This is a genomic window from Methanogenium sp. S4BF (assembly GCF_029633965.1).
Lineage (GTDB): Archaea > Halobacteriota > Methanomicrobia > Methanomicrobiales > Methanomicrobiaceae > Methanogenium.
Window position 1 is genome coordinate 1,917,152 of record NZ_CP091277.1, and the last position, 24,280, is coordinate 1,941,431.

Consider the following 24,280-nt stretch of genomic DNA (forward strand, 5'->3'; position numbering starts at 1 on the left):
GAGCACCGGCTTATCATTATTCTATATTATCAATATGCTCAGCATACGACCGAGTGCCGGGCATAGCCATATACCATAGAATCTGCAATGGGATCCAAATCTTTTTTCCACCTTAGCTGACATGTCACCTATTCGGAAATGGCAAATTACGGGCCTGAAATAGCCAACCATTTTCTCTGCTGCACCTAAAAGCCGATTTTCCAAACAAACAGGCATCTGGTGTTCCAAATGCAGTGGGAAAGAGAGCCCCATCATAAAAACGGGTTTAGTGGTCCAATCAACTGTTGTCATGTCAACAAATAAATGCCGGGCAATCCAACCTGTAACTATGAACAGCCCTCTCCCTCCTGACCTCCCGACAGGAGCACTCATCTCCATTATTTACCGGAGCAGGAACAGGGTGCTCAGTGAATGGGCATTGCGGGAGGGGATCTCAGCCGGTGTGGTGAGCCCGCTGCTGTATCTCGCAAAACATCCGGACGCAACCCAGGATGAGATCAGCCGCAGGATGACAATCGACAAGGCAGCCATTGCCCGTGCAATTCACCGGCTGGAAGAGGACGGATACCTTATCCGGACCCCGGACGAGAGAAACCGCCGTAAATTCAGGATTTTTCTTACAGAAACGGGAAAATACCTTGCAAAAGAAGCAACCGAAGCAGCAGATGAAATCGACCGGGAGATCATTGCAGGGCTCCCGGAAGAGGCACGGGCACACCTGATGCCCATCCTCCGGTCGATGGCGTACACCAGCAGCTGCATGGCAGACAGAGAGGCACACAACACCCATGACACAGACAGCACAGACTGAAACCCTCCGGACGGCCCCATCGGCCGCTGCAGAGACTACCAAAGGCGTCTCAATCCTTACCGGAGACCCGAAACGGGCTATCATCAAACTCTCGGGGCCGATGATCATCGCGATGCTGCTCATGTCGGTCTACAATATCGTCGATGCGATATGGGTAGCAGGACTGGGCCCGGACGCCCTTGCCGCCATCGGCTTTGTAACGCCGGTCTTCATGGTGCTGATCGGCTTTTCAAACGGGATCGGTGCCGGCGCGACATCGGCTATCGCCCGGAGAATCGGTGCAAAGGACAGGGAGGGGGCAGACAATACCGCAATGCATGCACTCTACCTGACAGTCATTGTCTCGGTGGTGATGACAGCGTGCTTCCTCATCTTCCTCCGGCCCGTCCTGCTCCTCATTGGTGCGGGGGATACCATCGGCCTTGCGCTGGAGTATGCCTACATCGTCTTCGGGGGGACGATATTCATTCTCTTCACGAATGTCGCCTACGGGATCCTCCGTGCGGAAGGGGACATGAAACGGACGATGTACGCGATGGCTGCCTCATCGGTCGTCAACCTGGTGCTTGATCCCATCCTCATCTACGGGCTGGACATGGGAATGGCAGGCGCCGCCCTTGCGACGGTCATCTCAGTCACTCTTGTCTCTGCCGTTCTTTTGTGGTGGTTTCTCGGGAAACGCGACACCTATGTCACCATCCACCGGAGATCTTTCCACTACCAGCCGGCCATCGCCGCCGATATCCTAAGGGTCGGGCTGCCGGCAAGCGGAGAGTTCCTGCTGATGGCAGGGGTCGGGATCATCCTGAACGGCCTCCTGGTCACGGTGGCGGGAACCGATGGCGTTGCGGTGTACACAGGCGGATGGCGGGTCGTGATGTTTGCCATCGTCCCGATGATCGGAATAACCACCGCGGTCATATCAGTCACCGGTGCGCTGTACGGTGCGAAACGCTACGCAGAACTCCGGACCGTGCACCGCTATTCCACCGGTGTGGGTACAGCGATAGCAATTGCCATCAGCATCCTCACCTGGGTCTTTGCACCGCAGATTGCGGTGCTCTTCGCCTACACACCCGAAAGCGCCCATCTGCTGCCGGAGATCACCGCATTTCTCAGGACGATGTGCTTCTTCTACCCCTTTGTCCCGATGGGGATGATGTCGTCCGGGCTCTTTCAGGGGACGGGACGGGGCATCACCTCATTTATCCTCTCCCTCCTGCGCAATGTAATCTTCATTGCGTTCTTTGCCTCCCTCCTTGCCCTCACCTTCGGGCTGGGCGAGTCAGGCGCCTGGTGGGGCATCGTCCTCGGTGATATCGCCGGCGGCCTTGTGGCATTCGGATGGGCGGCCTGGTATGTGCACAAGCTCATGACAAAGAACAGGGAGAAAAACGACTCCGCGGCGGCCGCTGCCACACCGCCGGGCGCATAAAGAAGAGAGACCGGAATGCAGTGTTCCGGTTCTGATATACTGTTTTTCGAAGAAGGCTTCAGCATCCGTTTTTGACCAGATACTCCTCCAGCACGGCAAGCGAAGGCACCATGTCCCGCCGACCGAAGCCAAACCGGATGTGTTCATCACCGGAGCCGAATACCGTCTCGGGAAGGAGGATGACACCCGTCTCCCTGATGAGCATGTCGCAGAAGGCTTCTGCACCCTGCTCGCCCAGATAGCGGGGGAAGCAGACCGGTCCTGCCATCGGATCCTGACAGGTGAATACGGTGGGGTGCCGTGCAAAAAAGGCTTTGAGCAGGCCACGGTTTTCGTTGATAATCTGCCGGTTGCGGGTGACTATTTCTTCCCTGTGGCGGAGGGCCAGGGTGGAGAGAAACTCCGCCGGAGCACTGGTGCAGATGGTGGTGTAGTCCTTCCATGCGAGGAGACGGTTGATAAGGTCAGTGTTCTGTGTTGCGACCCACCCCAGCCTGAGGCCGGCAAGGCCGAAGCTCTTTGACATCACGCCGACCGAGATGCCCTTTTCATACCATGAAGCGACCGACGGGAGCAGGGCAGAGGAGCGGTACTCGCCAAAACGGTATACCTCGTCGGAGAAGAGCCATATGCCCTTCTCCTCTGCAATCCCGATGAGCTCGTCCAGTTCTGCGGCCGAGAAATGGAAGCCGGTCGGGTTGTGCGGGGTATTAATCACAATGCACCGGGTATCCGCCCGGATGAGGGACCACAGCTCCGCCATATCCGGCCGCCACCCGTCCTCTTCATGCATCTGCCAGTACGAGACATCGGCGCCGATGTGCCGGGCGATCTCATGGAGGGACTGGTATGCCGGGGAGAGGACAATTACGTGATCGCCGGGGCTGAGCAGGGCGTGCATGGTGAGAAAGATTGCCTCCTCGGCGCCGGCAAAGACGACGCACCGGTCCGGCCCGATGTCACCGGAGAGCGCTGATATCTCATCACGCAGTGCCGGGTCTCCCTGCGGCTCGGTATAGGTAAACCGCATCCCGCAGAAGGCATCAAGCGAGCCCTCCTCCATCGCAAAGATCTCGCCTGCAGACCAGGTCTCACAGTCGGCGGCCGAGAGCATATGGGGGGCTGAAAATTCATACTTTCCAAAGTAGCGTTCAAGGGCAAACGGGGGAATTTGCATGGGTTATTCATGCGTACTGATGGGATAAATAGGCATGGGGGGGTGAATACAAGGACCAGGCAATGGAAGCCGATTCATTCCATTTGCAAGGAGTATGTACGGTACCATCATACCATCAATCCATCCTTCCTGCAGAAATCTACAGAGACATCCTTCTCTCAATACACATCGGGAATATCAAAACCCATCCACACACCACCCTTATTCCCGATCACCGCCATTATCCTCACACCGTGAGGAGACCGGCATGAACACCGATAAACCCCCGACAGCAGAGAACACGCCACCCCCTTCAGATGCAGGGAAAAAGACCATTCCCATCAGCAGGACCACTCATTTCTGCATCGTCATCATCTGCCTCACATTCCTCATCTCGGGCCTCATTCTTACCATCGCCATACAGCAGGAAACGCAGGCCTCCCATGAACGAAACCTCGAATCCCTGAACGCCTACTTCACCGCCTTCTACGACGAAACCATCCGGCCCGCAGGAGAAGCAGAGATGACTTCATTCATCTCCGGCCTCGCAGAGTTACCGGCAGAAAACGACACCGCACGCATCGAACAGATCGCCGCCTTCGCTGCGTCAAACGTCACCAACGAATTCTGGGAGGAGGCCTATGGTCTGCCGTCAACCCGCTGGCGGCATCTTGACCCGTATACCGGCGCCTATGTCTTCAACACCGAAGGAAAACTCCGCGCCCTGCCGCCCTCGCCATACGCAAAAGATCCCTACTGGTTCCTCTGGTACCGCATGGGGGCCTGCAGCGAGCTGGCCGCGCTCACCGCCTTCGTCGCTGATAAAGCCGGATACGAGGCCCGTGTGGTAAAGGCCGACCTCACACCGGGCCTGAACGCAGCCAGCCACTCATGGGCAGAGGTCCGGGTCAACGGCGTCTGGTGGGTGGTGGACGCCGACCTGTATGCCCAGTACCAACGGTTCGGCCGGGACTCCCTTGCAGACGACTGGTACACCCTGCCTGCCGTTTATCGGCCGTATTCTCCTGAGCAGGTGACTGCCGTATACCTCACCGCAACCGGAGAGTCCGTCACCGACCGCTACCCGGCCATTGCGAGCGGCTGACGCAAATACCAGCCCGGATACGATATATTCATATGGACCTCACCATACCCCTGCAAACATCCAATATATTCCGGAATAACCATCTATACTCCGATATAGCCGGACGACAGGGAATAGAATCCACCATGACCCGTTCCAACCCCAATACTATTTGGTTCACAAATGAGAGAGCGATCATCAATGAGGAAAAACCGGAAAACTCCGGCGAAATGGTCACACCAAACAAAAAAAACCAAAATCGGAAATAAGCAGAGAAAACCCGCTTATTCACCGATCTTCTTTAACAGCCACGCCATATTCTTCCCGAGGTCTGCCATCGTCTGGCGACCTTCGAGATCCTTGTCCACTTCACCCGGTGTGAGCCCGATGCCCAGATTCCAGTAGGATGAACCAACCGTCACCATCCCCGATATACCGAAGAGATGGTTAATGGAGTCGTACACATGAATGGCGCCCGCCCGGCGGACCGCAACCACCGCCGCACCCGCTTTCCGGCTGAGGAGGTTCCCGTTTGCAGAGGAAACGAAGCCTGCCCGGTCAATGAGGGCCTTCGTTTCCGGTGTCAGGTCGGCAAAATAGGTCGGGCTGCCGATGATTATACCGTCTGCGGCAAACATCTTCTCCATCCACTCGTTCATCGAATCACCGGTAAGAACGCATCTGCGGTCCTTATTCTCCGCACACTTCATGCAGGCTGTGCAGCCGTGCACACTCTTCCCTCCCACCTGCACAATCTCCGTCTCAATCCCCTCCTCTTCGAGGGTCTCACAGACCATCCGCAGCAGACGGACGGTATTGCCGTCCCGTCGCGGACTTCCGTTAAACGCTACAACCTTCATCGAAATCTCCTCCTGAATACTTCAAAAAAGAGGTATTTATGCGTGGTGGTGATGCGGATGGTATCCTGCACCCGCCCGACCCCTCAGGCATATGCATAGTGTTTGCGCAGAAAATCCCGGATCTTCTCCGACTCCAGCCAGCGCTGGTCCAGTTTGTTCACCAGTTTATCAATTACATAAGCCTGGGACAGGATCTTCTCACTCTCTTCTGCCGGGGAAAGAAGCGAGAGCCCGATGATCACCTGCAGGGGATTTCGTATCTCATCATTCAGGATGGCCAGCTGCTCAAAATTGCGCTCAATCTGGATGAGAGACTGTTTTTTCTGTTCATTCAGGTTCACAATCTCCGTATTATCGGTATACAAAGCAGCAACCTGCCCCTTTTTAGGAGAATAAGCCTGAATACAGAAATGACGGTTAAAAATGGGATTATAATCATCAAAGACCATCGATTCCCCTGTCTTCGCAACCGCTGCATAGCGGCTGATGATCGTCTCCCTCTCCGGAAAGAGGCTGCGGCAGGTATTTCCGATGAGCTCAGTTTCACAGCGGCCGCTCAGCTGTTCAAACGCCGGGTTCACCTCCAGAAATACGAGGTCATCTCCATCAGTATCTGTCCCGGAGTAGTGCTCGAGGACGACAAACCCGTTCTGCATCGTCGAGAAGAGTTCACGATAGCGTTTCTCGGCATGCTTGCGCTTTGATATGTCAAGGCATGACTCCACCACACCAATTAGCTCCCCGGTATCGGCAAAGACCGGATAGGCAGATATCTTCACAAACTTGCCGTTTAAGAGCCGCCTCTCCTCCGTGATCGGGGTCCTCGTCTCCATCACCCGCTGCACCGTGCATCCCTCACAGGGTGCCTCCCGTCCATAAAAGAGTTCGTAACAGAGACGTCCCGGCAGTTCATCGGGGGAGTGGCCGGATGATTCCGCCGGATCGTCATTCGCCCAGACAATGCGGAAATCCTGGTCATAAAGCACCAGATTTTCGTGAATCGCATTGAGAATCATTGTCTTCTCAGTCTCAGCCTGTTTCAGCTGCCGGGCATACTCATGGCGGTGCGCTGTATCACGGGCAAAGACCAAATACTTCAGGTCACCTTCTCCCGGAAACTCCCGCCGGTGAACGGAGACCGGATATATGCTCCCATCACGACGAACATGGACTGCCTCAAAGACCTCTTCACCCTCCACATCCACCAGACTGAGATTCAGCGGCACCAAAAATTCTCCCTCCGGCATATCTCTCTGGAAAGAGGCGATATTCATCCCAATAAGGTCTTTTCGTGCCCAACCAAGATTTCGGGTGGCCGTATGGTTTGCAAACCGAACCGTACCGACAGCATTCAGCCAGTAGACCTCATCAACCGCACTCTCCAGAGTGAACCAGAGCAACGGGTTGATCTCCTCATCAGTGAATGGGAGAGGTATATCCGAACCTGAAGATCTAGGCAGGCAGTCTGGTGATAAACTATTCACGATTTTCTGTGCTCCTACGGCATCCCCTATATCCGCGCCGCGTGTACAGATACTCTTTTCGTGAACCATATAATATTATACATTACAATAAATACACCTGCATATATTCTATAGAGAATCAATTCAATCTGTATTGGCGGGTGCTCCGGACGATAGACCGCCGTTATAGCAATACCAGACCAGGCCTCATCATCATGACAGATCCGGCATCAATGCAAATGAGAGGAAAATAGCAGTGATAAAACCGGCAGAGAACAGACAAAAAACAGAGTATCGAAAAGATGGATGATATCCGGGTTACCACCCGAATATCGCAGCGATGACCATATCCATCACGCCGCCGTAGTCCGCTGCAAAGAGGACCATCCCGAGCGAGAGGAGGATTGCCACGGCAAAGATCACCGGGTTCCATGCCAGTACCTTCTTCCCGTCCAGCACACTGATCGGGAGCAGGTTAAAGAAGGCAATCATGCCATTCACCGAAAGACCCATCGTACCGAGCAGAATGACCGGCAGGGTCTGAAGGGCAAATCCCGCGACGAGAATCACGAAGAATACCACACCAAGGCAGAGGTTGACCACCGGACCGGCAACAGAGATGATGCCATTCTCCCGTTTCGTCATCTCACGCCCCGGCTGCCCATAGATGACCGTTGCCCCCGGAGCGGCAAAGACCACACCCACGAGGGCGGCGAGTGCCACACCCATGAGAAGCATCCCGTTGTCCTTCCTGAATGCCGCATAATAGCCAAACTTCATCGCAGTAAATTTATGCGCCATCTCATGCAGAATAAAGGCGGCACCAACGGTGATGACTGATATGACAAAGATGAGTACCAGGTCCGCCCAGGTATTCCATCCCCCGCGGATGAAGACCAGAGTAAAGGCAAGGGCAAGGGCGAGGCACGCAATAACAAGATCCTTGCGCTCCTCGCGGTCAATTTTATCGGTGATCATGAATAGGTATATTTCTTCTCTTCTCTGTATTCAATACGTCGTTGTCGGCTGCATGCCGCCGGTGAAAAGAGATCCTTTTTTACCGTTCCAAATCAGAAGAAAAGATGATATGACACTCGTTACCGTCCGTGAGGAGATCTGCCGCATCGACTATGCGTTAATCGATCTCATCGCAGAACGTCAGCGCCTCGCGGCAGCGGTCGCCGAAGAGAAACACCACAGCGGTGCCCCGGTCACCGATCCGGAGCAGCGCACCCTGGTGCTGGATCGGGCCTTTGACTACGCCGTCACCCACGGTATTGACCCGGTGGAGGTACGAAAAATCTTTGAGATCCTGATTGCGATGAACGAAGAGCGGCAGCGGGAATATTCCGGGGAAGGAAACCTTCCCTGAGTGCATCACTTTATTTCCGATTTATATGAGCTTCATTCGCTCTTCATCTTAAAATGATAGTGTTTCCGCAGGAAATCCCGTATCTTTTCTGATTCAAGGCAGCGCTGGTCCAGACGACGGACGATGCCGTCAATCTCCTCTACCTGTGCGGCCATGGTATCATAATACGCTGCATCCCCGTTTTCTGCCATCCCCAGGATGACCTGCAACGGATTTCTGATGTGGTCATTAAGAATTGAAAGATCCTCCATATTCCGCTCGATCTGCGATATGGCCTCCAACTTCTCTTCTTCCAGACGACGCGAACGGATACCATAGGCGATATCATTGGCAAGCGCCTGCAGGGTAGTCAGTTCCTGTTCTGTCACCGTCGCAGATGGCCGGATATATATCGGGAGCACCCCCTCCACTTTGTCACCTGCGATCATCGGGAGCACAAAGACATCGATCTCTTCTGCCGTGCCTGCCTCCTCGTCTCCCACCGTCCACGGGGAATAGCTCACCTGCTTTGATGATATTGCCTCACCAGGGGCGGATGATGTGCTGATAAAGGCTGCATCTGTCTTCCGGAATGCTGATGATGACACGCCCGAGGTGATGAGCTGCCCGTCTGTGCACAGGGCAATGGAGACGACATAATACTGGTCCAGGCGGCTGAACTCTGCGCAGGCAGCCGCAAGCAGAGTGGCCGTGTCGTCCTCATAGATGATCAGCTGAATGATCCCATTTGAAACGGCTATAAGCCGTTCAGACTGATTTTTTCCGGTTTCATCGGTGATGGATACCGCCAGCTGGTAACTGTCCGGAATAAACGAGAGCGTGATCGAGGTATCATGCACCATCCCTCCCGCATCCACCAGACCAACCGACGGGAGTCTGCGGGGAGGGACCGTTCCTGCAAACATCTGAAGAGCATTCTCCCGGAATCCAATACTATCGTCCGCGACAACCAAATCCGCAAAGGAAAGTTCCCCGCTGAGCAATGTGCCGAGGGGATACCCCACCAGTTCGGCCCCGGTACGGTTGGTATTTACGATGGTGCCGTCTGCGTTTAACAGGAACATACCGGTCCCGGTGTTCTCAAAGACCGTCCGGTACATCGTCTCTGAACGGTTCAGCGCCTGTTCCACGCCCCTTTGTTCGGTGAGGTCTGCCACCAGCACCCGGAGCCCGGTAACAATGCCTTTCTCCGTCAGCCGCCGGCAGTAGACCATTACAGGGAAGCGGCTGCCGTCCTGCCGGACCGCGGTAAACTCATTGCTCAGAATGGTATCCTTGACCAGACATACCTGAAACATCTCCCGCAGTTCCGGCTGCTCACTGGAGGAGAAGAGGGAGAAGACTGTCAGCCCTTCCATCCAGTCCGCCTCCTTATAGCCAAAGAAAGCCTCTGCGGTACTGTTCCTGAAGAGTATCCCTCCTTCAAACTCGACTTCAAAGGCCGGAACCGGCAGGAAATTCGCAAAGTCATGGAACCGCCGTTCGCTCTCTTCCAGCGTTCTCTGCGCAGTCACCCATGCGGTGATGTCACGCATCGCCAGCACAAAATGCGTTTCGTCATGCAGTTCGTATGATGACACCGCCACCTCCACCGGAAACCGGGCACCATTCTTTCCCCGTGCCCTGACCTCAATGTGGCCATCAGTGATGCCGAGTTGCCCGGCCTCCATGGCAGTGGAGAGATAGGAGAGGGAGTCCGGGAAGAGGTCTTTGATGCGGTGCGATCGCATCTCTGCAAGGGAATATCCGAATATCGTGCACCCATATCGGTTCACATCACGGATCTGCCCCGGCATCCCGTTTGGATCACAGGTGCCGATGATCAGGCACTCCCGCGCATTGGAAAATATTGCCTTCAGGGCCTCCACATGTTCAGTGAGTGACGCTTCCACCTCCCTGAGCGCCGTAATATCGCGCCCGATGGTGATCGACCCGGAGATCACGCCCTCATCTGTGTAATGGACATGTACATTCCATTGCACCACATGGTCATGCCCGTCACCGCCGGAAAACACCGACTCAATCATCCCGGCAGGACGTTCCGGGCTGAGCGATGAGAGAAATTCATCCATTCCTGCTGCACCATTCCGGAAGAATGCAGGGATATATGACGTTCCGGTGATGGATGCAGGGGTAATACCCACAAGGGTGCAGTAGGCATCATTCACATAGGCAACCCTGCCATCCCCCGTCATCCAGATCAGCGGATCACTTACACTGCCGACCAGACGTGAAAAGCGCTGCTCCTCGTTGTGAAGCTGTCCCGAGAGAAACGAGACGAGAGCGCTGATCAACACAAAAAGGACAACTCTACCGCCTGCCGTGAGAAGAGTCAGCTGGGTGCTGCCGAACCCTGCCACAAGAAGGAGATAACAGATGCCGACAGCGACCGCAAAGAGAGGGAACTTCCGGCGAAACCAGTAGGCTTCCAGGACGATGGGAATATAGAAGAGATGGGCTAAAAGAATCGTAACCCCGGCATAGAGACCGGTGGTAACAACGACAAAGGAGAGAACCGTCAGACTGGCAATAACTAATAATTTCATTGCCCTTTGAGAATCACGGCCATTCCCCGCCATATTCATAGGACATTTTCGTGCATACTGAAATAAATAGATGCCGAAGCGGTCAGTTCCGCTTCAGGAGTGGTGAATCATCGTTCCAACGCCGTTATCGGTGAAGAGTTCCAGGAGGAGATTATGCTCACGGTTGCCATTAATTATATGTGCCGAAAGCACACCGTGATTCACGGCATAGAGGCATGAATCCAGTTTTGGGATCATCCCGCCCACGATGGTCCCGTCAGCAATAAGCCCTTCAGCCTCGGGTATTGTAAGTCGCTGAAATGTACGCGTCCGGTTTGCGTTCATCACGCCGTCAATGTCTGAAAGGTTGATGAGTTTATAGGCCTTCAGGGCCACAGCGATTTCCCCTGCCGCAGTGTCGGCATTAACATTCAGGGAATGCCCCTGCCGGTCGATTGCAACCGGAGAGACCACCGGAATGTAGCGGTTTGCCATCAGGTCCTCCAGAATCCGCGGATTGACCTCCTCGATTTCACCGACCAGCCCAAGGTCAACCTCCTGCGAAGTTTCATCCACCACCACAGTCTTTGTCCCTGCCTTGCGGGCGATGAGCAGGTTGCCGTCATTGCCGGAGAGACCCACGCCGAGGGCACCGAACTTCGAGATGTCAGAGACGATATTGTCGTTAATCTTACCCACAAGGACCATCTGGGCGATCTCCATCGTCTCCGGGTCAGTGATGCGCAGACCACCCACAAATTTCGGTTTCTTGCCCATCGCCTCCATCTTCTCGGTGATCTCCGGGCCGCCACCGTGGACGAGGACGACGTTTATTCCCACATACCGGAGCAAAACGACATCCTGAATAACCGTATCGAGAATCCGGTGATCAACCATCGCATGGCCGCCGAGTTTGATGACAATCGTCTTTCCATGGAACCTCTGGATGTAGGGCATCGCCTCCATCAGCACATCTTCACGTTTCATGTCGTATACTTCCCGTTTATCTCCACATACCGTTCTGTCAGGTCACAGCCCCAGGCAGTAGCCGATGCGGTTCCGGCGGTGAGGGATACTTCAAGAATAACCTCTGCCCCACCCATCAGGGCAGCTGCTTCCGCGAGCGCCTCCGGGTACATCACGTTATCCGCACAGATTTTGCCTTTGTCCGCAAGGAGCACCCGTCGGGTGCCGTCAGTCACCGCGATGGTCGCGGTTACCGGGTCTAATTCCACCCCGGCACGCCCTGCGGCGGCGATTATACGACCCCAGTTCGGGTCTTTGCCGTAGACCGCAGTCTTCACCAGGGATGAACCCACAACCGTCCGGGCGATCGCGGCAGCGTCCTCTTCTGTCCGGGCCCCGCTGACCCTGACCTCAATTAGTTTGGTCGCGCCTTCGCCGTCTGCTGCGATCTGGCGTGCAAGAGAGATGCATACCTCCTCCAGTGCCTCCTGAAAGACAGCCATATCCGGCGTCTCACGGCGGCCGGTTGCCGTGCAGAAGACACAGTCATTGGTTGAGGTGTCGCCGTCCACGACCACCCGGTTAAAACTCCGGTCAGTCGCCGTCTGGAGGGCCTCCTGCAGGATCGGTGCCGGAATCGTCGCATCGGTATAGATGAAGGCCAGCATCGTCCCCATATTCGGGGCGATCATGCCGCTTCCCTTGGTGATGCCCGCCACCACAAAGCCGTCACGCACTGCCGCCGCATGCTTTTCGGTGATGTCGGTCGTCATGATGGCCCGTGCGGCATCCTTCTCAGCCGACTCATCACTGCGGAGCATAGGGCCTGCCTCTGCTATCTGACGGGTCACGATATCCATCTTCATATACCGGCCGATGACACCCGTTGAGGCGACCCCGATGCGTTCCGGAACGGTCCCGAGCACGGCCGCCGCATCCTCAGCCATTCGGCAGGCATCGGCGTAGCCCTGTTCACCGGTGAATACATTGGCATTTCCCGCATTGACGACGATGCCATCCAGAACACCAGCATTCATACGTTCACGCATCAGGCGGACAGGCTCTGCAAAGACCAGATTTTTGGTGAAGACCGCCGCGGCAGTGCCGGATGCAGCAATGAGTGCAACGCCGTACTTGCCCTCACGCACACCAGCCGCCCGCACTCCTTCAACAAGACAGATGCTCTGCATTACTCCTCCACCGCACCGTAGCGCGATCCGAGACCACGCACCAGGTCTGCCCGGGTCACAATACCCACCAGTTCATCACCTTCAACGACCAGCAGGCGCGCAATGCCCTCTTTCATCATGATACTGGCTGCCTCCTCGATATCAACATCCGGAGCGGTGCAGATCAGGTCATCCGACATCACTTCAGATATCGGCAGACTGCCGACGTCTGAGAGCGCCTCTTTCGTCTTCTCCCAGTTCATCAGTTCACGAATCGGGATCTCGATGATCTCAAAGGGTGAGGGGAGCCAGAGGTCATCGCTGATTTCCGGCATCGTGAGAAGGGAGAGAATATCAGTCTCTGTCACAATGCCGACCGGCTTTCCGTTTTCTGTGACCGGAATACCTCCGATACGGTTCTTCTTCATCAGGAGGGAGACCTGGCTTACCGGGGTATCTATGGTGACCGATATCGGCCGTGGGGTCATTACATCTTGTACTTTCATTGTTTGTTCACCATTATATCTCAGGGCTGGAGCGGGACGACCATCAGGCCATCAGGTTCAGCGCACCCGCACATCAGGTTCATATTCTGGATTGCCTGCCCGGAGGCGCCTTTCACCAGGTTGTCAATTGCAGAGACTGCGACCACCCGCATACCGCCTTCCTCAACCTCAACTGCCACATCGCAGAAGTTGCTGCCACGGACACCGGAAAGGGATGGTGACTGGAGGCGCACAAAGTACTCGCGCCCATAGTACTCCTGATAGAGGGCATCTGCCTCCTCCTGTGTTATTGGCTCGTCGAGCAGGATGTGGGCGGTCGTAAGGATGCCCCGGTTCACCGGCAGGAGATGCGGAGTGAAGTGCACAGAGGCAGATGAGCCCAGAAATGCCATCTCCTGGCGCATCTCTGCTACATGGCGGTGGGCGGTCAGCTTATACGCAGTGAGATTGTCGCCGACACTGGTATACATATTGGTGACCGAAGGGGAGACACCTGCGCCGGAGACACCGCTCTTGGAGTCATAGATGATGGTGTGGGCCCGTTTCGCAAGGGGCGCTGCCGCAAGAGTCGCACCGGTAGGGAAACAGCCCGGATTTGCCACAAAGAGAGCTCCGGGGATATCGTTTCGGTGCAGTTCGGGCAGACCGTAGGGCACGGCATGATAATCCGTATGCTCGACACCGTATACCTTCTCATAGATCTCCTTCGGCAGGCGGTAGTCTGCCGAGAGGTCGATGGTCCTGATTCCCTGTTCCATCAGGGAGCCGGCATACTGCATTGCGGCAGTATGCGGCACGGCGAGGAAGGCAACATCCGCATCGATATCACCCACATCAGGGTTCGTATACTCCAGGTCGGTAAATCCCCTCAGGTACGGGTGGGTCGCAGCGACCGCTGTTCCCGCAAGCTTCCGGGAGGTTGCACAGACCACGTCTCCTTCGGAATGACCGGCAAGGAGGCGGATGAGCTCTCCGCCGGTAAAACCGGAGGCTCCGATGATCGCAATTTCCATAAAAAATGTATCGTTCTATACAGGAATTAATTCTTTCCTGAAACTACGTCAAAGAGCAGTTCTGCAGTTTCCTCAATATAGGTCTGATCCTCCAGCTGCATCACCAGATCGCTCGTGAATGCAGCGGTCCCCATTGCTGCACCAAGCCATGAACCACAGATAAATCCAATGGTGTCAGTGTTGCCGCCGACATGGGTGGCAACCGGCAAAAACGCCTCATCGTGCCCCAGACGGGCAATCAGGAAGAGCGCTAAGGGATATGTATGATACACTGCGACATCATTCCCCACAGAGATCAGTGCAGTCTCCAGCGAGAGTCCCTCTTTCTCCAGGGCACGGGCATTTCTGATGGACCCGGCGAGCTGGGCGTCATACTCACCTGCAATCTCTTCTGCCACGCGGAAGGGATCCGGGTGCCGGTGCATAACCGCACGCAGAAAGAGGGCATAGGAGATGGTGGCGCCATAGGCAGCAGGGTGGGTGTGCGTTACCTCGCAGGCGGCCTTCAGACGCTCGCGCATCTCATCACCGTTTTTGCAGGCCAGGGCAAACGGGACCGCAAGGGCCATGCACCCGCTTGTGGTAGAACTGCGGCCGGAGTCCGCCATCCCGGCAGTGATGCGTGCACACGCGGTTGAAACCGTGCCGTCCGGGAACCGCAGCCGTCTCCTCGCATGCATGGCGGCCAGTCGTTTTCCGTATTCATCCGGAGTGAATATCCCTTCCCCTAACAGTTCGGCCGCACACAGCATCATCTGGGTATCATCGGTAAACTGGCCCGGCCGGAGGCCCTCGTTTGGGTGGCGGCGCAGCGGTTTTCCATAGCCCTCCCCCAGACGCGAGAGAGAGGGGGGCAGCGTCTCCTGAGGCATCCCCAGTGCATCACCGATGGCAGCACCCAGCATGCATCCCCTGTACCTGCTGAGCATATAATGTAGTATAGCGGTGCCGAAGGGAAAAAAGCTCTGCAGAAAACAGGCCCCCGAAGTGAGATGAAGAAAGGCCCTTCAGGGCCCGACCCGCTGATTAATGACCACGAGACGCTCTTCTGTCATCTCCCGGATGGCGGACCGCGGCCCTTCCCGGCCAAAGCCGGAGCGTTTCGTGCCGCCATACGGCATATGATCCATCCGGAATGTCGGGATATCATTGACGATGAGCCCCCCCACCGGGATGCCACGGGCCGCCTGATGGATGCGGGTAAGATCATTCGTGAAGATGCCGGCCTGCAGACCGTACGGCGTCTCCGCCGCCAGTGCAATGGCTTCTGCCCATGTCTGGTAGGGGGTGAGCGTTATGCCGGGTGCAAAGAGTTCGGTCGCATTCACGCCCATCGCCGGGTCAGTATTTTCCAGCACCGTCGGATGCAGGACTGCACCTTCACGGATGCCGCCGGTGCAGCAGACCGCTCCGGCGTCCACCGCCTCCTGAATCTTCTTTTCCGCTGCCATCGCTGCAAACTCGCTGATCATCGGCCCCACATCGGTCTCCGGAGCTGACGGATCCCCGGTGACGAGGCTTGCCGCACGCTCGCATATTAAAAGGCGCATCTCCTCATAGACCGCGTGGTGGACAAGGACACGCTGGACCGAGATGCAGGTCTGCCCGCTATACGAGAAGGCACCCTGCACAATCCGTGCGGCCGCGTAGGCGAGGTCGGCGTCCTCATGCACGATCACCGCCGCATTTCCGCCCAGTTCAAGCCCGACACGGGGTGTCCGTGCCGCCGCCTGCAGGTGCCAGCCCACCTCCGGGCTGCCGGTAAAGGAGACCATCGAAATCCGCAGGTCGCGGACCATCGCCTCTGCGGTCTCCGACAGGCAGGGCACAACCGAGATGGCCTCAGGGGGTACACCTGCTGCCAGTGCCGCCTCACCGAGGAAGAGGGAAGACAGCGGTGTCTTTGAGGCCGGCTTCAGGATACAGGCATTGCCCGCGGCAAGGGCGGGGCCGAGTTTGTGGCAGGCAAGGTTGAGCGGGAAGTTGAAGGGAGTGATTCCGAGGACGATGCCCACCGGCACCCGGTAAAGGTATCCGGTCCGGCCCTCCCCGCCTTCCGTCCAGTCCAGGGGCAAAATCTCACCGCAGATGCGGCGCGACTCCTCTGCTGATACACGAAGGGTGTCAGCCGAGCGGATCACCTCACCTTCAGCCGATCTGCGGGGTTTGCCTGCTTCAGAGATGATGAGCTCTGCCGCCTCATCCGCATGCTCCTCCAGATAGTCTGCCATGGCGATGAGGCACTCTGAACGTCGGTATGCGGGAAGATCTCGCATCTGTTCAAAACCCGATTCAGCTGCATGAATAGCATCATTGCAGTCTTCTCTCCCCGCAAGACAGACCGACGCCACCGTACGGCCAAGATACGGGTCAGTAACGTCCAGAACGGCAGGGCTGGTGCGCCACTCGCCGCCCACAAGAAATGGTTCCGGATCCTGCATGGAAGATACTATGGCATGCCCATATATAAGTCGTAAGTCTACCCGGAGTACCCCGATCCCCGTGATACAGACCGGATACTCCGGTGAGATGATGAGCAGTGGGGTTCCATTCTCAAGGCTACAGATGCATGAAAGAGCAACGCCTATGGCTGACGGCAATAAAAGCCGCCCCACCATCAGACTTGGATATCCTTAAGAGGATGCTGTTCAAATGAACAATTGATGTTTTCGGCCCGGGTATTTGAGACAGATTTCAGGACGGCACTGGAAGAAGAGCTTGAGCGCCGGGGGATGAGTATAAAGGAGCTGGCAGGGATGGTTGGTATCTCCGCTGCCACCCTCTATAAGATCACCTCCGGGGATCGCGACCCCCGCTTCTCCCTTGTAAAGGCAATCGCAGACGCCCTTGACCCAAAAGAGAAGGACTTTGTCGCCGTTATCGCTGCAAAGTTTCTCCTGGATGAACTCCAGTCGGTGAAGTATACGATAGGCGATACGACCTACCGCATCCACGGCTATAGCGCAAATACCATGGAAGAAGTGATCATCGCTGCCGTGCGGGCTGAAAAAGACGGCGCCATCGGGATCATCTGTGCACCGATTCTCACCACACTGGTGGAGCGTATCGTTGACGTACCGGTGGCCATCATCAGGCCCAGCCCGGATGCCTACCGGGCGGCCTTTGAATCGCTGGTCCGCCGCAGGGAATAACGATAACACGAACCCCATTTCTTTTTGCTATTTTTCTCCTGCAGAGCGCATGCCATTCAGAGAAACGGCCACATTAAACGGTCCGTAACCGAAAAAAGAGAGGTAAATATTTGTGGAATGGCCGCTTAACACCGGAGACCTCTGCCGGCACAACCGAGCGAAAGAATGAGCGCCACTCCTGCCGGAAGAAGCGGGAAAGGAGAGCTCGTCGGAACCGGGCCCTCTCCTTCATGCGGCTGAGTCTGTCCAGTCGTAATATCGGGTTGTGCTTCTCCCGGTGACTGTTCCGGCAGGGGTGTTTCTTCTGCCACGGCTGTAACCTTAGGAACAAATCCGCTGATACGGGTGCCGTCTGTCATCGCCACCATCCTTCCATTGCTATCCATCGCAGCTGCAACCGAGCCGTCCAGACCGGTAATCTGACCGGCTGGCGTGCCGTCCCGCTCCATGAACCGGATACCCTGCCGATCGGCAAGGGCGGCAGTCGCACCGTCCGCCGTCACCGCGACCCCTCCTGCATGCGGGGCAGACCCGGACCAGAGGAGGGCTCCCGCCCGTGAGAGCAGGGCGAACGCACCGTCAGCAGAGACGGCAGCGATCGTCCGGGCACCATCTGCAAGGGCAACAGCGGTCACCGGCTGGCGGGAGAGCCCATAGCTCCAGCGCTCCTCTCCCGCATCGGAGAAAAGCACCACATTTCCGGTCACCGTGCCGCCGGCGATGTAGGTCCCGTCCGGGCTGATGGCAACCGAGACCAGATCATCACCTGTTTCAGTGCTCCGGATGAGATCTCCTGACGGCGTGTAGAGGCGCAGGGTCTCGTCATCAGCCACGGCGACAATCAGGCTACCATCCGCCGTTATAGTGACATCATTCAGATAGTTTCTGGACCGGACGGTTGCACAAACGGTGCCGTTTTTGTCCAGCACGCACAGACCGTCACCGCCTGCCGCAAGAATGCTCGCATTTTCGGAGAGACAGACAGAGCGGTAGCCGCCCTCGGGACTGCGCCAGCACTCTGTGCCGTCTGCGGTCAGGAGGATGATGCCGCCATTCCCCGTAAGGGCGCTGTATGCGCCGTCTCCGGAAACCGCTATATCGACGATGCGAAAGCCCGGCTGATCCGAACCGGCGGGCACCCACTCCCCTGCCATGACCGGGGATGCGATAAGGAGAAAGGCAAACAGAATGCCTGCAGTGACAGACACATGCAATCTGCTCACTTCCCCTGCCTCCCAAGACAGTACCCGAGCACGGTCACAGCGGCCAGTGCACCGATGAATGACGCAGGGCTCTGTGTCGGCACCGGCTGAGCACCGTTATCCTCCGGGAAGCACTCCGGATGGATATCGCGTGCCACCACCTCAAGGGCGTCTACAATACGCGGGCTGCCGCGGTCAATGATGTCTGAGTCCACCAGATAGACCCGGTCATTCTGAACGGCGCTGAGGCCCTGGAAACGGGGTTCTTCGGTGACATACCGATAGAGGATATCATAATTGCCCCCCCCCATGCCTGCACCGGAGTTCGCGATAATAACATCCGGGTCTGTAACGATGAACTCCTCCATGCTCACGATTTCCCAGCCCTGTACGGACGAGAAGGCATTGGTGGCTCCGGCAATTGCAAACATCTCATCCTGAAACGAACCGCTGCCGCTGACCCATATCGGGTCATTCCAGACCATATGTACGACAGACGGGGTGGTGTCAGCACACGCAACCGCTGTCTTCACGGCATCAATTCGTGCCTGCATATCGGCCACCACGGCAGCCGCTTCGTCATCTGCCCAGGTCGCCTCACCAACGAGGAGAATATTGTCCGTCACATCTTCGATGGAGGCTGGGTTGAGGGCAAGGACCGTGATGCCAAGGTTTTCCAGGTGGGTGATGACCTCTTCGGTGTTGCCGAACGCTGCGATGACGAGGTCTGGTTTTGCCTGGAGCACCTTCTCGATATTCACCGAACTGTATCCGCCGACCTTGTCGACGCCAAGCGCCGCTTCGGGGTAGTTGCAGTAGTCGGTAACGCCGACCACCCGGTCGCCGAGGCCCAGTGCATAGAGTATCTCGGTATTGGCCGGTGCCAGTGAGACAATGCGCCGGGGCGGGGCCGGAAGGGAGAGTTCGCGGCCGAAATCATCGGTGATCGTCCGGCTGTCAGCTGATGAATCGAATACGGGGGTGTCTTTGGCTGAAACAGACGGTGCTTCGGTGGGGACCGGAGTCGCTGCAGCTTCAGGCGGCGCAACCGGCACCGCACCCTTCACCGGAATGACGGGAAACGGCCTGCCGGTCAGTGCCGGAATGGCCGTTGCAGTCATCTTACAGGGGAGATCGGTGAGGACAGACGTCCACCGGAAATACCCCTCATCTGCCTGGAATGAGAGGAGGTGGGAAACGGGCGTATTGCCGGTCGCCGTCGTCCAGGTCAGGGGATCCTCGCCTGCCGCGACAAGGGCCTGAATGACCCATGCATCGGAGGCGGAGTTGGTCGCACTCGATCCGCCGTAGTTGAACCCGCCGTCGGCCTGCTGTCTGGATTTCAGGTAAGCAACCGCGTCACGGATGGCGGGGGCATCCTGTGGTATCCCGCCGGCGATGAGCGCCTCAATGGCTGACGCAGTGTCATCACAGTCGCTCTCTCCCCCGACGGTCCAGCCAAAGCCGCCGTCTTCATTCTGCTGGCTCTTCAGCCACAAAACACCGCCAGAGACATCCTTACCAGCCGCAGAAAGGGCAATGATGGCCCAGTTTGTCGTGTAGATGTGCTCGCCGTAGCGGCCGTCAGCCTGCTGTTTTGCCTGCAGGAGGGCGATGAAGTCATGTCCTTCGAAATTGCGGGGATCTTCGCCTGCCGCGACCAGAGTGCAGACGAGTTTGGCCGTCTCTGATGTGCCGTCAATAGCGACGGTTTCATCCGCCACCGTACGGAGATAGTCGCCAGCTGAAACGCCGCCACGGGACCACTGGTCCGGGTCGCCTCCGGCCGAGACAATCGCAAGAATCGCCCAGGTGGAGAGCGCCGGGGATGACTCCTCCCCCTCTTCTGCAAACCCGCCGTCGGCCTGCTGGCAGGAAGCAAGATATCCAAGCGCATCTTCGACCTCAGCGTTCCCTACCGTAAGCGGATAGGCAGCAGCCGTAACCGCAATGCATGGAACGATGAGAAGAGTTAAAAAAAAAAGAAGGAATTTTGTATTCATTTTGTTCAACCAGTCCTGTATAGATTATCTTTTTGTGTTCCGGTATATGCCGGTTATCCCGAGGATGCCGGCCACTGCCGCACTAAGGATCGTCAGGCATGTGCCGGACTGCGTGGCTGCAGGGGATGCAGTATCCTCAGCCGACACCGGCGTGGCTCCGGCGCCTGTGCCGGAGGATGCCGGTCCGTCGGTGACCGAGATCAGGAAGAACGACGAGAGGCCTGCGGCAGGACCTGCCTCAAGCATCGTCTCCCCGTCAGCAGTGGCACCTGCAGACCGTAGGGTGAGCACCTCTGCGGTGCCGTCATCGGTGATATGGATGAGACGGAGGGCAGACAGACCCCCCATCTCCGTGATATATGCGGAGTCTGCAGTGATGCGGACCGTCACATCCCCTACGTCCACCCCATTTTCAAGCCCCCGTTTGTCGATGTCCATCTGCCAGCCGGCGCCACCGGCTGCCATGCCCTCAGGCCTGAGTGCGGCATTGGCAGCACTCAGAAACGCTGACGGTACGGCAGAGATACCGGAGAGGGGGGTGACTGTCACATCAAGATCCGCGTCCATCGGGACGGTCAGAAGCCTAATCAGGAGCGAAACCTCAGGACCAGCCCCGTTTGCACACGTCACGGTGACCGGTGTGGTCTCGACCATGACATCGGTGATCTCACCTGCGACAACACCGCTCTTTTCGGTGAAGTCCGCAAAGCGAATCTTCAGTACGACATCGTCACGGGTGATGAGCATCATATTCCCGGAAAAACCAATGACGTCGCCAGCTGCGGTGGCCATCGGGACATTGACCGTCAGATACATCCGGCCCTCGCTCAGGCGGAGGTCAGAACCCGGCGGAAGGGAGAGCGGATACGATGCGGCGTCTGCCCCGGTAGTAAGGCCGGTACCGGTTTCCAATATCCCGGCAGACGGGGTGCTGCTGGTACCAGGGGCGGGACTGCTGATCTGTACCCGGTAAAAGAATGCCTTTGGTGACTCCTGGGGGGTCTGGCTCATCGATTCACTATAATACCACACCACTTCATCATTGGCTTTGACGGTGCATTTGTCTGCAGTGGTGGCGGGCGATGCCCCGTTCACCTGATACATCCACCCGGCGGCGCCTGCAGAGGGTTTCCCGTCCACTTCAGTGACAAAGAGGCCGTTGTCCCATTCGTCGCTTACCTTAAAGCTGACACCGGCTGCCTGCAGGGTGCCCAGCGCACACTGCCACGAAACAGCCGAAACATCACCTGAATTGTCAGCAGTGACATTAAAGGTGCCTGCGGGCAGAGTGACCGTCTTCCAGGCAATGACCGGAGTGTCACTACCGCTGCCGCCCCCACCGCTGCCCGGCTGCGGAGTCGGTGTCGGGGCAGGTGTCGGATTGGTGATGATGATACTCTGCGGAGCCGTCATCGCGCCCGTTACCGGGTCGGTTGCCGAGACGGTGACGATCCCGTCTCCCGGTGGAATGAACTTCACGATTGTACCGTGGCCAAAGACCGGTGTGCCCTCCCCATACTGGAAGACGACCGTCCCTTCCATGTCAAGGGTGACCGTCATCGGTTCGCCTGCCCCTGCCTGGGTGACACTCAGCACGCTGATCGCAGCAGCCGGTGTCGTCGCACAGACGATGAGGGCAAGGAGGACCACACAGATGCCTACTGTACGGTGCATATGATTCCCTCGGAGGTGACCGGTTTGGTATACGGGAAGGTGTCGAAGGTGTAAACCGCTGCAAAGAGCTCATACTCACCAGCTGCGGCATTCAGGGGCACCTGCACATATACCGGAATTCCGGTCTTCTCTGTCCCTGCCTCCAGTTCCACCGTGGCAAGGCCGCAGAGACTGTTTCCTTCGGCATCAACACCGGAGACGACAATCACGTACCATCCCGCTTCAGCCTTCGTCACATTGAGCCGTGCGAGGAAGCTACAGCCCGGTGCAGCCCCGGTGTCTGCAATGGTAAAGGCGCCGATGTCATCTTCCGGCACACTGACATGAATGGTCACACAGTCGGGAAGACCGGTCGTTTCAGCCGGAAGGATGTCACCCCATCCCGAGTACCAGAAGGTAAAGGTGTCGCCATCGCGGGCCGGCTGGTCAATGCCGACCATGGAGGCTTCTCCATTGTCAAACTGCTGCCAGTACCGCCCGGTCACTCCATCATATCCCATATCACCAAGGAGGTTCAGGGAAGAGCCCCAGGCGCCGGTGGAGGTGTCAACCGTAAACCCGCAGGCGGCGGCAGCGGCGTGGAGGGCACCTGCTGCAGTGGTTTCGTTTACAAGTGTGCCGTCAGTGAGTGCCACCTCCGTGCCTTCGTGCAGGACAACGGTGGCCTCGGCAGCCGCACCCGGCCCGAAGGCAAATAGAGTGTTCGTATACTCAGCGCCGATGAAGAGTGTACCGTCTGCGACAGCAGGCGATGAGCCCCAGAACGAGGCCCAGTTCCCGCCTTCCGGTGCAGGGAGGATGTATGACCAGAGCACAGTTCCGTCCGCAGCAGAGAAGGCATAGAGGGTGGACTGCTCCTCACTGGTGCCGGCATAGACATAATCACCGGCAATCACCGGGGATGAGGCGATTTCAGCAGTCGTAGCGGACTGCCATACCGGGGGTGCCGTGATATCGGTGGCATCCAGACAGATGAGACCTTCGTCACCTGTTCCCACATAAAGCAGACCGGCGGTTTCGTCAAGCGCCGGGGTGCCGATGGTGCCTGCAATCGTGCGGGTCGCACAAATGCTGCCGTCTGCAAAAGAGAGTTCATAGAGCGTTGCCTCTGTTGTCGCAAAGAGCGAGGCGGTGCCGATGACAGGCGCCGACTTGATGGTGCCATCCAGGGTGATATTCCAGAGTTCTGACCCGGTTGCCGTATCATATGCAAAGAGGGTAGTGAGATTGGACGGGAAGTAGACCACACCGTCTGCTGCAGCAGGGGCGGTGTAGTAGGTGGCATCCGTCCACCCGGCGTCCCAGGCACCGAACGCAACCGACCAGACCTCACTGCCGTCTGCCGGGGAATAGACATGCAGGCCGCCGTCAGAGGGGGTCAGCACATACAGCAGGCCGTCATAAAAGAGCGGCGACGATGAGAGACCGAAAAATCCGGGGTTTTCATCCGCCTGGACAGACCAGACCAGACTGCCGTCTGCGGTATCAAGAGCACAGAGATACCCGTCTGTACCGCCGACGATGAGGAGGTCATCTGCGATCGTAAGGCCCGACTGGGAGCCGGCTGCATACGTCCAGACCTCAACACCGGTTGTCGTATTATAACAGAAGACCGCAGGCACTGCCTCCGGGTGGTTCCAGTCAGCAATGGTCGCGATATAGACGCGGTCACCTGCCACCACCGGGGACGCATCGATCCAGCCGGGTGAGGCCGACCAGCGGATATTTTCCGAGAGCGGGCCCGCATCCGGGACATATCCCGTACGCCGGGCATCACCATGGAAGGTGAGATAGTCAGCAGCTGTACAGCCCTGCACCATGATGAGTACCATCATAATGAGGAGAGAGAGACGAAGAGCCGTTTTGGGAAACATAAACAAACCTATTGT

20 protein-coding genes are annotated in these 24,280 nt (G+C 57.1%); 5 read left to right on the top strand and 15 right to left on the bottom strand.

The window, feature by feature from the left end; all coding sequences use genetic code 11:
- Positions 1–328 precede the first annotated feature (328 nt).
- Both L1S32_RS09265 and L1S32_RS09270 read left to right on the top strand, forming a co-directional pair.
- A complete protein-coding gene (locus tag L1S32_RS09265; protein ID WP_278154796.1) occupies positions 329–811 on the top strand; it encodes a MarR family transcriptional regulator in 483 nt (160 codons plus the stop codon).
- Entirely contained in the window at positions 789–2,246 is a 1,458-nt protein-coding gene (locus L1S32_RS09270; RefSeq protein ID WP_278154798.1) for an MATE family efflux transporter, read from the top strand. The genes L1S32_RS09265 and L1S32_RS09270 overlap by 23 nt, the downstream gene beginning before the upstream one ends.
- 58 nt (positions 2,247–2,304) lie before the next feature.
- On the opposite strand, the gene L1S32_RS09275 is transcribed toward L1S32_RS09270, so the two are convergent.
- Complete coding sequence (locus L1S32_RS09275; RefSeq protein ID WP_278154799.1) at positions 2,305–3,423, bottom strand: aminotransferase class I/II-fold pyridoxal phosphate-dependent enzyme; 1,119 nt, start codon at positions 3,421–3,423, stop codon at positions 2,305–2,307.
- A 247-nt stretch (positions 3,424–3,670) separates the two neighbouring features.
- On the opposite strand from L1S32_RS09275, the gene L1S32_RS09280 reads away from it, so the two are divergent.
- Entirely contained in the window at positions 3,671–4,507 is an 837-nt protein-coding gene (locus tag L1S32_RS09280; protein WP_278154802.1) for a transglutaminase domain-containing protein, read from the top strand.
- A gap of 263 nt (positions 4,508–4,770) precedes the next feature.
- On the opposite strand, the gene L1S32_RS09285 is transcribed toward L1S32_RS09280, so the two are convergent.
- The 3 genes from L1S32_RS09285 to L1S32_RS09295 form a co-directional block, all read right to left on the bottom strand.
- Complete coding sequence (locus L1S32_RS09285; RefSeq protein WP_278154804.1) at positions 4,771–5,346, bottom strand: flavodoxin family protein; 576 nt, start codon at positions 5,344–5,346, stop codon at positions 4,771–4,773.
- Between the two features lie 83 nt (positions 5,347–5,429).
- Positions 5,430–6,746 (bottom strand): PAS domain-containing protein, encoded by a 1,317-nt coding sequence (locus tag L1S32_RS09290; RefSeq protein WP_278154806.1) that lies wholly within the window; start codon positions 6,744–6,746, stop codon positions 5,430–5,432.
- A gap of 381 nt (positions 6,747–7,127) precedes the next feature.
- On the bottom strand, positions 7,128–7,787 hold the full coding sequence (locus L1S32_RS09295; protein ID WP_278154808.1) for a peptidase M50: 660 nt from the start codon (positions 7,785–7,787) through the stop codon (positions 7,128–7,130).
- Between the two features lie 109 nt (positions 7,788–7,896).
- Here L1S32_RS09295 and L1S32_RS09300 point away from each other — a divergent pair, with 109 nt between their 5' ends.
- Positions 7,897–8,181 (top strand): chorismate mutase, encoded by a 285-nt coding sequence (locus L1S32_RS09300; protein WP_278154809.1) that lies wholly within the window; start codon positions 7,897–7,899, stop codon positions 8,179–8,181.
- A 32-nt stretch (positions 8,182–8,213) separates the two neighbouring features.
- On the opposite strand, the gene L1S32_RS09305 is transcribed toward L1S32_RS09300, so the two are convergent.
- The 7 genes from L1S32_RS09305 to L1S32_RS09335 all read right to left on the bottom strand — a co-directional run bounded on the left by L1S32_RS09305 (position 8,214) and on the right by L1S32_RS09335 (position 16,801).
- Positions 8,214–10,727 (bottom strand): PAS domain S-box protein, encoded by a 2,514-nt coding sequence (locus L1S32_RS09305; protein WP_278154811.1) that lies wholly within the window; start codon positions 10,725–10,727, stop codon positions 8,214–8,216.
- Between the two features lie 93 nt (positions 10,728–10,820).
- Positions 10,821–11,693, bottom strand: coding sequence for an acetylglutamate kinase (argB, locus tag L1S32_RS09310; protein ID WP_278154813.1), 873 nt, complete (start codon positions 11,691–11,693; stop codon positions 10,821–10,823).
- A complete protein-coding gene (argJ, locus tag L1S32_RS09315; protein ID WP_278154816.1) occupies positions 11,690–12,862 on the bottom strand; it encodes a bifunctional ornithine acetyltransferase/N-acetylglutamate synthase in 1,173 nt (390 codons plus the stop codon). The genes argB and argJ overlap by 4 nt, the downstream gene beginning before the upstream one ends.
- A complete protein-coding gene (locus L1S32_RS09320; protein WP_278154818.1) occupies positions 12,862–13,347 on the bottom strand; it encodes a CBS domain-containing protein in 486 nt (161 codons plus the stop codon). The genes argJ and L1S32_RS09320 overlap by 1 nt, the downstream gene beginning before the upstream one ends.
- 20 nt (positions 13,348–13,367) lie before the next feature.
- The gene (gene argC, locus L1S32_RS09325; RefSeq protein ID WP_278154820.1) at positions 13,368–14,360 is read right to left on the bottom strand and encodes an N-acetyl-gamma-glutamyl-phosphate reductase; all 993 of its coding nucleotides are present in this window, start codon (positions 14,358–14,360) and stop codon (positions 13,368–13,370) included.
- Positions 14,361–14,386: 26 nt separating this feature from the next.
- Positions 14,387–15,289, bottom strand: a complete 903-nt coding sequence (locus L1S32_RS09330; RefSeq protein ID WP_278154821.1) for an ADP-ribosylglycohydrolase family protein — start codon at positions 15,287–15,289, stop codon at positions 14,387–14,389.
- 78 nt (positions 15,290–15,367) lie between these two features.
- Entirely contained in the window at positions 15,368–16,801 is a 1,434-nt protein-coding gene (locus tag L1S32_RS09335) for an aldehyde dehydrogenase family protein (RefSeq protein ID WP_278154822.1), read from the bottom strand.
- Between the two features lie 222 nt (positions 16,802–17,023).
- Between L1S32_RS09335 and L1S32_RS09340 the strand changes: the two genes are divergently transcribed.
- Complete coding sequence (locus L1S32_RS09340; RefSeq protein WP_278154824.1) at positions 17,024–17,512, top strand: helix-turn-helix domain-containing protein; 489 nt, start codon at positions 17,024–17,026, stop codon at positions 17,510–17,512.
- A gap of 125 nt (positions 17,513–17,637) precedes the next feature.
- Here the strand turns inward: L1S32_RS09340 and L1S32_RS09345 are convergent, their stop codons facing one another.
- The 4 genes from L1S32_RS09345 to L1S32_RS09360 are packed head-to-tail and all read right to left on the bottom strand — an operon-like array spanning position 17,638 to position 24,265.
- Positions 17,638–18,735: a PQQ-binding-like beta-propeller repeat protein gene (locus L1S32_RS09345; protein WP_278154826.1), complete on the bottom strand. Its 1,098-nt coding sequence runs from the start codon at positions 18,733–18,735 to the stop codon at positions 17,638–17,640.
- Complete coding sequence (locus L1S32_RS09350; RefSeq protein ID WP_278154827.1) at positions 18,732–20,717, bottom strand: helical backbone metal receptor; 1,986 nt, start codon at positions 20,715–20,717, stop codon at positions 18,732–18,734. Before L1S32_RS09350 ends, L1S32_RS09345 begins: the two co-directional genes overlap by 4 nt.
- Positions 20,718–20,741: 24 nt before the next feature.
- Positions 20,742–22,391 carry a DUF4430 domain-containing protein gene (locus tag L1S32_RS09355; protein ID WP_278154829.1) on the bottom strand — a complete coding sequence of 550 codons (1,650 nt, stop codon included), beginning with the start codon at positions 22,389–22,391 and terminating at the stop codon, positions 20,742–20,744.
- Positions 22,376–24,265, bottom strand: coding sequence for a PQQ-binding-like beta-propeller repeat protein (locus L1S32_RS09360; RefSeq protein ID WP_278154830.1), 1,890 nt, complete (start codon positions 24,263–24,265; stop codon positions 22,376–22,378). Before L1S32_RS09360 ends, L1S32_RS09355 begins: the two co-directional genes overlap by 16 nt.
- Between the last annotated feature and the right edge of the window lie 15 nt (positions 24,266–24,280).

Coding starts and splice junctions, on each gene's coding strand:
- L1S32_RS09265 (WP_278154796.1), top strand. CDS start 329: ATGAACAGCCCTCTCCCTCCTGACCTCCCGACAGGAGCACTCATCTCC.
- L1S32_RS09340 (WP_278154824.1), top strand. CDS start 17,024: ATGTTTTCGGCCCGGGTATTTGAGACAGATTTCAGGACGGCACTGGAA.
- L1S32_RS09295 (WP_278154808.1), bottom strand. CDS start 7,787: ATGATCACCGATAAAATTGACCGCGAGGAGCGCAAGGATCTTGTTATT.
- L1S32_RS09335 (WP_278154822.1), bottom strand. CDS start 16,801: ATGCAGGATCCGGAACCATTTCTTGTGGGCGGCGAGTGGCGCACCAGC.
- L1S32_RS09330 (WP_278154821.1), bottom strand. CDS start 15,289: ATGCTCAGCAGGTACAGGGGATGCATGCTGGGTGCTGCCATCGGTGAT.
- argC (WP_278154820.1), bottom strand. CDS start 14,360: ATGGAAATTGCGATCATCGGAGCCTCCGGTTTTACCGGCGGAGAGCTC.
- L1S32_RS09280 (WP_278154802.1), top strand. CDS start 3,671: ATGAACACCGATAAACCCCCGACAGCAGAGAACACGCCACCCCCTTCA.
- L1S32_RS09350 (WP_278154827.1), bottom strand. CDS start 20,717: ATGAATACAAAATTCCTTCTTTTTTTTTTAACTCTTCTCATCGTTCCA.
- L1S32_RS09360 (WP_278154830.1), bottom strand. CDS start 24,265: ATGTTTCCCAAAACGGCTCTTCGTCTCTCTCTCCTCATTATGATGGTA.
- L1S32_RS09270 (WP_278154798.1), top strand. CDS start 789: ATGACACAGACAGCACAGACTGAAACCCTCCGGACGGCCCCATCGGCC.
- L1S32_RS09300 (WP_278154809.1), top strand. CDS start 7,897: ATGACACTCGTTACCGTCCGTGAGGAGATCTGCCGCATCGACTATGCG.
- L1S32_RS09355 (WP_278154829.1), bottom strand. CDS start 22,391: ATGCACCGTACAGTAGGCATCTGTGTGGTCCTCCTTGCCCTCATCGTC.
- L1S32_RS09275 (WP_278154799.1), bottom strand. CDS start 3,423: ATGCAAATTCCCCCGTTTGCCCTTGAACGCTACTTTGGAAAGTATGAA.
- argJ (WP_278154816.1), bottom strand. CDS start 12,862: ATGCAGAGCATCTGTCTTGTTGAAGGAGTGCGGGCGGCTGGTGTGCGT.
- argB (WP_278154813.1), bottom strand. CDS start 11,693: ATGAAACGTGAAGATGTGCTGATGGAGGCGATGCCCTACATCCAGAGG.
- L1S32_RS09305 (WP_278154811.1), bottom strand. CDS start 10,727: ATGAAATTATTAGTTATTGCCAGTCTGACGGTTCTCTCCTTTGTCGTT.
- L1S32_RS09320 (WP_278154818.1), bottom strand. CDS start 13,347: ATGAAAGTACAAGATGTAATGACCCCACGGCCGATATCGGTCACCATA.
- L1S32_RS09285 (WP_278154804.1), bottom strand. CDS start 5,346: ATGAAGGTTGTAGCGTTTAACGGAAGTCCGCGACGGGACGGCAATACC.